Raw genomic sequence first — 11,191 nt, 5'->3', positions numbered from 1 at the left:
ATACCAACTTTTGCAGACGGCCTGAAGATTGGTCGACCGATCAATCCGCGAGCCGCGTCGAATAAACGTCTTATTTGCACACTCCACCGAGCTAGCTAAAGTAGTTCTTTGATCGCCCGCCAACCGATTTCAAATCGAAGATCTGAAGCATGAGCAATGAAGGTTCTTCAGGCCATCTCGTGATCACCGTGCACGGAATACGAACTTATGGTCGGTGGCAAAAAAGGTTGGGCGATGCTCTTGGTCAGGACAGTCGGTGGAACGTTATAGGTGGTGAGGATGAGCTCATGCACTATCGGTATGGCATATTTACATTGTTTTCGTTCCTCGTACCGTTCGTACGAAACTTAGCAGTTAGGCAATTTCGCGCTTACCTGGAGGCCGCGGCAGGATCCCGCAATTGGTCTCGCGTTGATATTGTAGCGCATAGCTTCGGAGCTTACCTCGTCGTCGAAACATTAAGATATGCTGATTTGTCCCCGCAGGTGCGAGTAAACACGGTCATCCTGTGCGGGGCCGCAATCTCTCCCAACACAATCCTCGCCAACGTAGTGGGCGTCGGAAAGCCCGTAGGTCGATTAATCAACGAGTGTGGAACGCGCGACGGCATACTCTTGCTGACCCTGTTGGTATACGGGGTGGGTATGGCCGGGAGAATTGGTCTGCAAGGGCTGGAGGGGCAACGGTTCTGCAATCGATTTCACGGCGTGGGTCACAGCGGATACTTTGAACTTAACTCCGGCGCACCTTATGGCGGCTTCATATCACGATGGTGGATCCCAGTACTTTTAGGTTCTGGCGCGGTCCGACAACGAGATCGGCGCCCCGATCGACCTACCTTTTTAGATCGGATGTGGTCCGTTTTGGGCGAGAACGGTTCTACGCTCACGGTGTCTGTCTATGCCGCCATCCTGGCTCTTATCGCAGGAACATTCTTTTACCTCTGGTTGCAAGCCGATGCCGCGCGAAAAACGGCGCTAATTTCCCAATCCCGATTTCTCGCCGATCTGTCCTCACAGTCTCGGACCGCGGGAAACGGAAGTCGGGCCATGAATTTGGCTTTGGAGGCATTGCCTCAAAAGGGGCAGCAGGGCCGCCCTGTTGTTAGGGAGGCTATTGTCGCACTAGAAAACGCTCTGCGCAGCAACCGCGAACGTCAAATACTCAAACACGCAAAGCCAGTCATAAGAGCGGCCTTCGGCCCCGACTCCCAATCAGTAGTCACGGTCACTAGCGACGAATTATCCTTGTGGGATGTGCCGTCCGGAAAGATCATTGCGAAACTAAATGGCCACACGCTTATCGATGAAAACTCAATCGCATTTATTTTTTTGCCCGACCATAAGTTACTGTCTTACACTGGTGACGAGACTCTCAGGATTTGGGATCTGCGAAGCGGAAAACTGTTGCAAACAATCTGGGTAGGAAAGAACTTTCATCCCAATGTTGTTCATGATCACACTCTCGTCGGAACGAGAGATGATAGCTTTGTCGAGCGCTGGAATCTCAAAACTGGAGAAAAGACAGACTCATTTGAACTTCTCTACCCGGTTGTGAGCCCTGATGGGACCAGAGTCGCGGGACGTGAATCGGACGAAAGCGTATCGATCATAGAGTTGGATTCACAGCGGGCGATTGTGCTGCGCGAAGAGCGCTCTTATAGTTCGAGCGAGATGTTCTTCAGCGCCGATGGCAACTATCTTGTCACAGGAGGTGAAGTTTGGAACGTAGCAACAGGCGCAAAATTCTCCCCGGCCTTCAACTACGAGGGCGTCCGAACATCGGTCGCGTTGAGTCCGGAAAATTCGCGGATCATTATTTCGACCAATCGCGGCTTCGCATATCTATGGGATACACGAAACAGGCGACAAATCGCCGTCTTCCGAGGCACTGAAACCCTCACAGGACAACACCAAGTAAGCTTTAGCCCTGTCGGAGAACGACTGGTGACCCTGTTTGCTAGCGATCGCTTCGCAACAATATGGGATCGAGAGACAGGAGAGAGGATCGCTACACTCGCGGGTCACGAAAAAGCAATCAACGGCGTTGGTTTTAGCTCTGATGGACGGTTGGTGCTTACGTTTTCAGATGACGGCACCGCACGCATATGGAGCGTGGATCAAGACGACCTTGTGTCTGTTCCGCTGAATGAACTCATATTGGACTTCGACTTCGATGATGCAGGGGGGGCTTATGCGATATCCAGTGAAAAGGGAAAGGCGGTTGTCTGGCGCAACGGCATCAAACAGTTCGTCTTAAGCGAAGGTCCAACGAAGCTGACCGGAGCTCTAATCAATCCGACACAAGAACGAATTGTGACAGTTTCGAGTAGTGAGCCGCCGCAGCTGTGGAACACGTTGCCATCTCCTCTAACCGTCTTGGGGAGGACGTCACCAAAGGCATTTTTTTCATACACCGGGCGATACGTCATCACTTATGGAAATGAAAATGGCATAAGTGTCTGGAGCGCTCAGAACGGTGGACTTGTCTCGCATATCCCTGGGAATGCATCGAGACTCGCGATTGACCTTCAAGATGAAAAGCTATTCGCCATTTTCGAAGAAGTTGGTAAGGCAACTATTTGGTCTCTTCGATCGGGCGAGAAGATCAGCGAACTGGCAGACATAGCTGACTCACGGGTTGCTCGATTCAGCACCTCGGGCACCCAAATCCTGACTACCTCTGAAGATCAAAGAGCCCTAATCTCAAGAGATGTCCGAGACGGGGGAATAGCATTCGAGTTAGTCAGGCATGATGACATCATCTATGATGCTAATTTTAGCCGCGACGACACCAGGATCGTGTCTGCGTCGCGGGACGGCTCTGCTCGGATTTGGGATGTGAAAACAAGGAGGCAGATTGGACGAGCCATGTTTCACAGGGAGCCTGTCCGCGTCGCGCAGTTTAGCCAGGATGGGCGATTCGTACTGACGGTATCTGGCGCTCGCGCTTACATATGGAATGCTGAAAACAACGAACTCCTGTCGGATCTTGAAGAACACCGCTTCGCAACAGGGACAGCGATATTTAACAGAAAGGCCGATAGGGTCATCTCAGTCTCTCAAACTGAAGTGCGGCTGTCGAAGATTTTTCTTGATGCAGAAGATCTAGTCGACTTTGCTAAGTCGAAGCTGGCTAGGTGCTTAAGCAGTGCTGAACGTCGTCGATACTACCTCAACGAAGAAGAACCCGCGTGGTGCTCCAAGTTTGAAGGAAAATGAGCTCACGTGGTTTCCAACTAACCCGGTTTTTTTGGGGTAATCGAAGTGCGAACCAAAACGCGCCGATAATGCGACCTAAGGCAAATTCGCTCCCTACCTGCTCGGCGCAAAAGTAGAGCGGTAGATCCAAGTTTTTATTACCCGTCGAAACAATCTTCCGGGGGACTTTTCGCTATCGCAGCGGCGCTTTCAGCGCTTCCGTTTATTCAAGTAGCGTATAACTTCAGCGTTTCAAGTTCTCCCTGCGATCTGCCTATTTGTCGGCGGGCTAGCCTGCCGCACCCATGTGCGACCGAACGTCGATCAGCCTCTCAGCCATAAGAGGTCGCGAACCTCATTCCGTACGTATTCCTGCGTTGAGGGCCGCCTTGTTTGACGGACGGGAACGCTGCAGGTCCTAGGGGTAATCCTAGGAGAAGCGCTATGACGATTTCGAGGGCGGAGGTGATCACGTCGGTCGAGCGGCGGCGCCGGTGGTCGCAGGATGAGAAGGAACGGCTTGTTGCAGCATCGCTCGAGCCCGGAGCCTGCGTTTCCGAGGTGGCTCGCATGGCTGGCCTTCATGTGAGCCAGCTGTTTAGGTGGCGCAAAGAGCTTTGCAAGCACGCTGAAGCGAGTATAGCGCCGTTCGTGCCGGTCGAGATTGGGTCGTCTGTGCCGCCGCGGGCGGTGGCCGAAGCGCCATTGACGACGACGGCGGCGCGTCGACGGAAGAGCCATGGCATCATCGAGATCGACCTTGGTAGCGGGCACCGCATTCGGGTCGACGGCGACGTTGATGGAGACGCCCTGCGTCGGGTTCTCGAGGCTCTGGTGCGCCGATGATCCCGGTTCCGACGGGCGCGCGCGTGTGGCTTGCGACAGGCTACACGGACATGCGGCGAGGCTTTCCGACGCTGGCACTCCAGGTGCAGGAGGTGCTGCGCAAGGACCCGCTCAGCGGTCATCTGTTTGTCTTCCGCGGTCGCCGAAGCGATCTTGTGAAGGTGATCTGGCACGATGGCCAGGGAGCATGCCTGTTCACCAAAAGACTGGAGAGAGGGCGGTTCATCTGGCCTTCGGTTGCCGGCGAAGCAGTGACGATCTCTCCGGCGCAGATGAGCTACCTGTTGTCCGGAATCGATTGGCGCAACCCGCAAGAAGCCCAGCGTCCGACGCGGATCGGATAGCCGTTTTGGGTTTGAATCTGCTGCTTGATCTGATTCAATGGCTTCATGATATCGAAGCCGGACGAACTTCCATCGGACCTTGTGAGTGCCCTGGCGGCGCTGCAGGGCGAGCGTGAGGCGCGGCTGCTCGCCGAGGCGGTGGCTGCCAGTGCGCGGGCGGAGCTGTCGGACAACGCGGCGCTGATCGCGCATCTCGAGCTGCGGATCGAGAAGCTCAAGCGCGAACTGTACGGGCAGCGCTCCGAGCGCACGGCGCGTCTGATCGAACAATTGGAATTGGAACTCGAAGAACTCGCCACCACGGCGAGCGAGGATGAGCTTGCGGCTCAGGCCGCGGCGGCGAAGACCCAGAGCGTGCGCGCCTTCACGCGCAAGCGGCCGGTACGCAAGCCCTGGCCGGACGACATCGAACACGAGCGCATCGTTATCGAGGCTCCGACGAGCTGCGCCTGCTGCGGCGGATCGCGGCTCGCGAAGATCGGCGAGGATGTGACCAAGACGCTGGAGGAGATCCCGCGCCGCTTCAAGGTCATCGAGACAGTGCGCGAGAAGTTCACCTGCCGCGATTGCGAGAAGATCAGCCAGCCGCCGGCGCCGTTCCACGCGACGCCGCGCGGCTTCATCGGCCCACAATTGCTGGCGACGATTCTGTTCGACAAGTTCGGCATGCACATCCCGCTCAATCGCCAGAGTGCGCGCTTTAAGGCCGAGGGGATCGACCTGCCATTGTCGACGCTGGCCGACCAGGTCGGCCACGGGACCTTCGCCGTCATGCCGCTCTTCCACTTGATCGAACGCCATGTGCTTGCTGCCGAGCGCCTGCATGGCGACGACACCACCATCCGCATCCTGGCGAAGGGCAAGTGCAAGACCGGTCGGATCTGGACATATGTGCGGGATGACCGGCCCTTCGCCGGGCCAGCGCCACCGGCGGCGGTCTATTACGCCTCGAGCGACCGTCGAGGCGAGCATCCACAGAAGCATCTGGCCGCCTTCGCCGGTATCCTGCAAGCTGATTGCTACAACGGCTTCGAGCCGTTGTTCGATCCGCAGAAGAAGGTGCTGCCGATTACGCCGGCGTTTTGCTTCGCCCATGCGCGGCGGGGCTTCTTCGAGCTGGCCGACATCGAGAAGAACGCCCGGGAAGGCCACAGGGGCAAACCGGTCTCGCCGATCGCGTTGGAGGCGGTCAGACGCCTCGACGCTTTGTTCGAGATCGAGCGCACCATCAACGGCTGCGGCGCCGACGAGCGGTGCGCCGTGCGCCAGGAAAAGAGCAAGCCGCTTCTCGAGGACATGCATGCCTGGCTGCTCCTCGAGCGCGAACCCCTCTCGCGCTCCTCCGAGGTCCTGAAGCCCATGAATTACATGCTCAGGCGCTGGGACGACTTCGCCCGCTTTCTCGATGATGGCAGGATCTGCTTGACCAACAATTGTGCTGAGCGCGCATTGAGAGGCATCGCCCTGGGAAGGCGCAATTGGACCTTCGCCGGCAGCCTGCGCGGTGCCGACCGCGCCGCCATCATGCTGACGATGATCACCACCTGTCGTCTCAACGATGTCGATCCCAAGGCCTGGCTCGCCGATATCGTCGCCCGTATCGCCGATCTTCCCGTATCGAGTCTGCACGAACTGCTGCCCTGGGAATGGAAGCTCCTCCGCCAAGGCGACACTCCCGCCGATCAGCAGGCTGCCTGATCTTCACGCAACGCCCTTCATAGAGCTCGTCGCGCTCGCGCGCATGCGTCAATCAGGCGGCCTTCGTCGTATGCGTACTTCCGTACTGAGAGTCGATAGTTTCACCTGCGCGCGTGATACCTTTGACCGGCCTTTGCTCATCCGCTCGCCGCCGCGAGGATTCTCCGAGAAATAAAGTTGATCAGACCAGCAGCTGCCGCCTCCTCGGCTTCATCATGAAGTTGGCGCAATCGGTCAAACGTTCTCTTGTGCATTCCTCGAGGCTTTGGAGGAAACGCGTCCGGTACTTCGCCCTCCCCCGCCAACCGTCGCCTGATCTTTTGCGATTTACGAGCGTTCAATTCGTCCTTTGGTAGGTACTGACTGGCGAACGCGAGCTGATGGCAAAGCCTGCACGCAAACGGTGATTTGAAAGCGTACAACTTAGTAGCTCGACGGCTGCAGCGCCTCCCGCTCCGCATTGCTGAACATTTTAGCCATGGGCGTTCTCCACCGAAGCGACAAGGCGTCCAAACGATGTCGACACATTGTTTTTGAACGTCGCTACCGAAGAAGCCTTCCCGACCGTACAGAGCCACCGTGCGACGTTTCGCAGCGCACGTCAGCGAGCCCACCTCTTCGCCGTCGAGAGACCACGTCCGGTCGAATGTCGTTGCAACGCGCAAGTAGCCGTGACGATTCCAATCCAGCACGTCGATAAAGAAGCAATTTTCTAGCAGCAACTTGGTCATGCCGTTATCCGCGCAAGTTCGAAATCGCTTGGCAACTTTGCGCCCTGACGTGTTCGCGACCCTCATTTTAAGACGGCTGCGAACACGTGCGCAGGCTCTTTCTACGAGATTACTCGAGGCTAATTCGGCAATTCGTGTTCGGTCGGTCGGGGCCGTGTTCTTGCGGTAAGGTTTCCTATTCGAAGTGCGGCTCCTCTCGAAGTGTTCTCTCTGGCATATGGGCGCCCCCTTGGACGGGCCCTGGGCGTGCCGCTGTTGCGGAGGCCGCCGGGCTTTTCACAGCTGAAAGGGGTCACTTGGTCAGAAATGGGGCCAAAGCGGACCTAATGGCTGGGTAACTGGCGGAGCCTACGTTCGAAGTGGGGGGACACTCCAGGTTCGAAGGCCATTTCGCGCGCCACACGGCGCCGTGTGGGCGCGGTTCCCCTTCGGCCGGTACATGGCCAACCCTCCAAGCGTTTTAGGCCCCTTGTCGGCCTCCTGTGAAACGGCCCCGGAGCGCCCTCCTGCCCGGCAGGCGCGGCGGAGGAGCCAGTAAAGCTAAGCCTTTTCGGCCTGGGTCGAACGCCCGGAGTTCCCTAGCCTGCCGCGACCGTCCCCCGGCACAAACCTGCTCTCGCCGCAAAGGGATTTTGCTTCCAAGCTTGACTTGCGGTTTTGCTCCAAAACTCGGGCCTCGGGAGTGCACCTCGATTTTGACGTGTCCAGCTCCGCTCTCGGTCCAGCGCCGCGTCATTCGTTCAGTGGGCGCACCCGTAGAGAGCCGCCCAGCAGCGAACGTTGGTGGTCGATATATTCCCGTACTACCTCCGCCATACCGTAAGCATCCGGCGAAGACCGCGCGCGGGTCATTTTCGGCTCAGGCGGCTTGATCAACGTTCCGGATAGCAGAGCGCCAATTCCATGGCAGCAGTTCGTCGAGCCTTTGGACGGGATGCTCTGCGATGCGCGCCAGAACGTCGGCGAGCCAGGCTTGCGGATCGACATCGTTCATCTTGGCGGTGACGATTAGGCTGTACATCACCGCCGCCCGCTCGCCGCCGCGATCCGAGCCGCAGAACAACCACGACTTGCGACCTAAAGCGATGCCGCGCACGCCACGCTCCGCCGCATTGTTGGACATGCAGATGCGGCCGTCGTCGAGGAAGCGTGTGAACGCGGTCCAGCGCTTGAGCATGTAGTCCATTGCTTTGGCGATGTCGTTGCGACGTGAGAGCTTGGCGCGTTGCTCGCGCATCCAGGCTTCTAAATCGGCGATCAGCGGCGCGCTCAGTTCCTGGCGGACGACCCGGCGCCGTTCGGGCGTCTCGCCGTTGATGCCTCGCTCGATCTCGAACAGGGCGTCTATCCGGCGGACTGTTTCCAGCGCCAGCGGCGAGATCACTGCCGGCTTCTTGCCCTGAGCCTTGCGACGCGCATTCTCGGCCAGATCAGCCATCACGAAGAACGGCCGCCGGGCATGGACCCAGCACGCGGCTTCCAGGATCGGACCTGCGTTGCGGCCCGGTTCGTAAAGCCTGCCATAGCCCCCATAGGCATCGGCCTGGAAGATTCCGCTGTAGTTGGCCAAGTGAGCCTGGGGATGCTCGCCGGCCCGATCGCGCGAGTAATAGAACACCGCCCCCGGCGGGGCCGGCCCTCCAAAGGGCTTGTCGTCGCGCACATAGACCCAGATCCGGCCGGTGTCGGTCTTGCCTTTGGCCAGGACCGGGACCGTGGTGTCGTCCCCGTGCAATCGCTCGGCGCTCAGCACATAGGCCTCGAGGCGCTTGAACAAGGGTGCCAGCGCCGCGGTGCAGCCGCCGACCTGGTCGGCCAGGGTCGACAGACTGATCGGCACACCCTCCTTGGCATAGCGCTCCGCTTGCCGGTTCAGCGGCTGATGTTGACCAAACTTCTCGAACAGCACCATCGCCAGCAGGCTTGGCCCCGCCCAGCCGCGGGCAAGCACATGGAACGGCGCCGGAGCCTGGCTGATCTTCTCGCAATCACGGCAAGTAAACTTCTCGCGGACGTGCTGGATCACTTTCCAGGATTTCGGGATCACCTCCAGCGTCTCGGTGATGTCCTCGCCGAGCTTGGACAGCCGCGCGCCGCCACAGCAGGCGCACGCCACAGGTCCCGGCACTATCACCCGCTCGCGAGGCAGATGCTCCGGGAACGGCTGGCGTGACGGCCGCTTGCGCGTGAACGACGCCACCTTCGTGGTTTTGGCCGCGGCCATTTCGGCGGTGAGTTCGTCCTCCGTCGCCGAACTCTCCAGCTCCTCCAACGTCAGTTCAAGCTGATCCAATAGCCGCGCGGTACGCTCCGAGCGCGGACCATGGCGGTCGCGGTTAAGTTTCTCGATTTGCAGCTTCAGATGGGCGATCAACGCCTGGTCGTCGGACTGCCGGGCACGGGCGGCCGCAGCCTCCGCCCGTGCAACGATCAATGCCGCTTGCAGCGTTTCGACGTCGTCTGGCAGCGATTCAAGGTCGTCACCCATGGCCCCGATGGAATCACAAAAGAGGCGATTTGAGGCCTCTTTTCTTCCGCACCTCAGAACTTTTTGAGCCTATCCTGCGCTCTGTGGCCGCCACGTGTGCTGCGGATTGCGCCAGTCGATCGCCTCCAGCAGATAACTCATCTGCGCCGCGCTCAGCCCCACCACACCGCCAACCGTCGCCGGCCAGACAAAACGGCCACGGTCCAACCGCTTCGCGTAGAGCGACAGTCCAACTCCATCGTGCCACAAGGCCTTGATCAGCGAACCGCCGCGTCCGCGGAACACGAAGACATCTCCGGCGAACGGATCACGACCAAGGCTTTCCTGCACCAATAATGACAAACCCTGCATGCCCTTGCGCATGTCGGTGTGGCCGGTCGCAATCCAGATCCGGGCGTTCGAAGAGATCGGTATCATCGAAGCTCCAGAACCTGCAGCACCCGCGCCAGCGCCGCCGCATCGACGCTGGCGTCGACAATCACTCGACGATCCCTGCCGACTACGATCACCATCTGCCCACTCGGCGGTGTGGCAGCAACCGCCGGCTCGACCTCAGCGGCCAGGATGACCCGCGCAAAGCCAGATTGTTCGCTTTGAGGGCTGATCGGCTCGGGCCCGAACGCGCGACGCCATGTCATCAGCAACGAACGTGATATGCCATGGCGCCGTGCCGTCGACGATATAGCACGCGGCTCTTCAAAGCTCTCGCTCACGATCCGCAGCTTCTCGTCATCCGACCAGCGCCGACGACGACCAGTCTCGACCACCTCAAGCCGTTCAAGCTGAGTACTGCGCTTATGGCTGTCCATAAGGACTGTTACGCACCAATTGGACTAACCCAACAAGGCGGCCCTCACCGGAGGGAAACGCCATACCCCACCGACCGATGCTCGCGTTGGGCCCTCCTTTCGACTCGCGCGCCAGCGCTCTCCAGTATTGACCGGCGCAGTTCGTAGACGGCCCTCGCTGCTTCGTCTGAAGCTTGGTTCCCGCCGCCAGATGGTGGCTGGCTACGAACGCCAGTGAATGGGTGGCGGCGGTTCACTCATGCGTGGATGGGACCTGATTGAGGAGCTGCAAGACCGCAGTGACGAGATGGGTCGGCGCGAACGGCTTCTGCAACAGGATGCTGCTTAGGACACCCCGCGAGCCCCCCTTCGTTCGCCGCAGCCTGGTGCGGCTGGCACGCTATACCTATCGGCTAATCCCGATGGCGGCAGAACTCGTCACCGTTTTCATACTCGATGCAGGTCTTGACGCGAGGATAAGGCTGCATTTCCCCATAGTGCCTTCCTTCATATCGGTCTTCGCCGCGGCCCGGCGACCGGTATCCCCTTCGCGTGTAATCATCGTCGCGCCGCCAGTTTTGGCCCATAGGTCGATGATCGTCATCTTGGTCGATCATTCGGCCCATCTGGCGATGCATCTGACGCATGCGATCCATATCCATGCGCTCCTCGCCACGCTGCCGCGTAGTCCAATCACGGTTGATGCGCGTCTCTTCAGCGCTCTGACGATCTCGGTCGCGTGCCTGATCCGATTGCTGCGGTGTACGCTCTGGCTGGACTGGAGCCTTTTGGGGTTGGACTTGGTCGGGCTGTTGCGGCGCGACGTCGGGCCGAGCTTGGGGAGAGGCTTGAGCCTCAGGCGCTGTTTGCTGAGCATAGGCAGTAACGGGCAAGAAACTGGAGAGGACAAGCAGGAGGGCAGCCATATCTGATCGGAGCATGATCTCACCTCGCGAGTTTGCTCTCTAACTTCGTGAGGTGAATTTGGTTCTTATGGAAGCAGCCTGCTTTTGAAACGTCAGGAATGGTGACGCTTGACTTTACTCCCTTCAAAGAAATCCTAATCACGCTAGCTCCTCCTCGACAACGACTATAC

General features: G+C 58.9%; 9 protein-coding genes. 5 read left to right on the top strand and 4 right to left on the bottom strand.

What is annotated here, in order from left to right:
• The first annotated feature begins 149 nt into the window (after positions 1–149).
• The 4 genes from BcanWU425_RS20735 (at position 150) to tnpC (BcanWU425_RS20720) (ending at position 6,088) form a co-directional block, all read left to right on the top strand.
• A complete protein-coding gene (locus BcanWU425_RS20735; RefSeq protein ID WP_231188511.1) occupies positions 150–3,221 on the top strand; it encodes a hypothetical protein in 3,072 nt (1,023 codons plus the stop codon).
• Between the two features lie 423 nt (positions 3,222–3,644).
• Positions 3,645–4,046 carry an IS66-like element accessory protein TnpA gene (tnpA, locus tag BcanWU425_RS20730; RefSeq protein WP_204513673.1) on the top strand — a complete coding sequence of 134 codons (402 nt, stop codon included), beginning with the start codon at positions 3,645–3,647 and terminating at the stop codon, positions 4,044–4,046.
• Positions 4,043–4,390, top strand: coding sequence for an IS66 family insertion sequence element accessory protein TnpB (gene tnpB / locus BcanWU425_RS20725; protein ID WP_231188510.1), 348 nt, complete (start codon positions 4,043–4,045; stop codon positions 4,388–4,390). Before tnpA (BcanWU425_RS20730) ends, tnpB (BcanWU425_RS20725) begins: the two co-directional genes overlap by 4 nt.
• Before the next feature lie 45 nt (positions 4,391–4,435).
• A complete protein-coding gene (tnpC, locus tag BcanWU425_RS20720; protein WP_231188506.1) occupies positions 4,436–6,088 on the top strand; it encodes an IS66 family transposase in 1,653 nt (550 codons plus the stop codon).
• A 137-nt stretch (positions 6,089–6,225) separates the two neighbouring features.
• On the opposite strand, the gene BcanWU425_RS20715 is transcribed toward tnpC (BcanWU425_RS20720), so the two are convergent.
• From BcanWU425_RS20715 to tnpA (BcanWU425_RS20700), 4 genes are all read right to left on the bottom strand, one after another.
• The gene (locus tag BcanWU425_RS20715) at positions 6,226–6,819 is read right to left on the bottom strand and encodes a hypothetical protein (RefSeq protein WP_231188502.1); all 594 of its coding nucleotides are present in this window, start codon (positions 6,817–6,819) and stop codon (positions 6,226–6,228) included.
• Between the two features lie 859 nt (positions 6,820–7,678).
• The gene (tnpC, locus tag BcanWU425_RS20710; protein ID WP_231188500.1) at positions 7,679–9,307 is read right to left on the bottom strand and encodes an IS66 family transposase; all 1,629 of its coding nucleotides are present in this window, start codon (positions 9,305–9,307) and stop codon (positions 7,679–7,681) included.
• A gap of 69 nt (positions 9,308–9,376) precedes the next feature.
• Positions 9,377–9,724: an IS66 family insertion sequence element accessory protein TnpB gene (tnpB, locus tag BcanWU425_RS20705; protein ID WP_231188497.1), complete on the bottom strand. Its 348-nt coding sequence runs from the start codon at positions 9,722–9,724 to the stop codon at positions 9,377–9,379.
• Positions 9,721–10,116: an IS66-like element accessory protein TnpA gene (gene tnpA, locus BcanWU425_RS20700; RefSeq protein ID WP_231188495.1), complete on the bottom strand. Its 396-nt coding sequence runs from the start codon at positions 10,114–10,116 to the stop codon at positions 9,721–9,723. The genes tnpB (BcanWU425_RS20705) and tnpA (BcanWU425_RS20700) overlap by 4 nt, the downstream gene beginning before the upstream one ends.
• Positions 10,117–10,517: 401 nt before the next feature.
• On the opposite strand from tnpA (BcanWU425_RS20700), the gene BcanWU425_RS20690 reads away from it, so the two are divergent.
• The gene (locus tag BcanWU425_RS20690) at positions 10,518–11,027 is read left to right on the top strand and encodes a hypothetical protein (RefSeq protein WP_231188493.1); all 510 of its coding nucleotides are present in this window, start codon (positions 10,518–10,520) and stop codon (positions 11,025–11,027) included.
• Positions 11,028–11,191 lie beyond the last annotated feature (164 nt).

The organism is Bradyrhizobium sp. WU425, assembly GCF_021052305.1.
Classification (GTDB): Bacteria; Pseudomonadota; Alphaproteobacteria; order Rhizobiales; family Xanthobacteraceae; genus Bradyrhizobium; species Bradyrhizobium canariense_D.
The sequence above is the reverse complement of the archived record's forward strand: the minus strand, read 5'-3'. Positions and strand labels throughout refer to the sequence as shown.

Coding starts and splice junctions, on each gene's coding strand:
- BcanWU425_RS20735 (WP_231188511.1), top strand. CDS start 150: ATGAGCAATGAAGGTTCTTCAGGCCATCTCGTGATCACCGTGCACGGA.
- tnpA (WP_204513673.1), top strand. CDS start 3,645: ATGACGATTTCGAGGGCGGAGGTGATCACGTCGGTCGAGCGGCGGCGC.
- tnpB (WP_231188510.1), top strand. CDS start 4,043: ATGATCCCGGTTCCGACGGGCGCGCGCGTGTGGCTTGCGACAGGCTAC.
- tnpC (WP_231188506.1), top strand. CDS start 4,436: ATGATATCGAAGCCGGACGAACTTCCATCGGACCTTGTGAGTGCCCTG.
- BcanWU425_RS20715 (WP_231188502.1), bottom strand. CDS start 6,819: ATGACCAAGTTGCTGCTAGAAAATTGCTTCTTTATCGACGTGCTGGAT.
- tnpC (WP_231188500.1), bottom strand. CDS start 9,307: ATGGGTGACGACCTTGAATCGCTGCCAGACGACGTCGAAACGCTGCAA.
- tnpB (WP_231188497.1), bottom strand. CDS start 9,724: ATGATACCGATCTCTTCGAACGCCCGGATCTGGATTGCGACCGGCCAC.
- tnpA (WP_231188495.1), bottom strand. CDS start 10,116: ATGGACAGCCATAAGCGCAGTACTCAGCTTGAACGGCTTGAGGTGGTC.
- BcanWU425_RS20690 (WP_231188493.1), top strand. CDS start 10,518: ATGGCGGCAGAACTCGTCACCGTTTTCATACTCGATGCAGGTCTTGAC.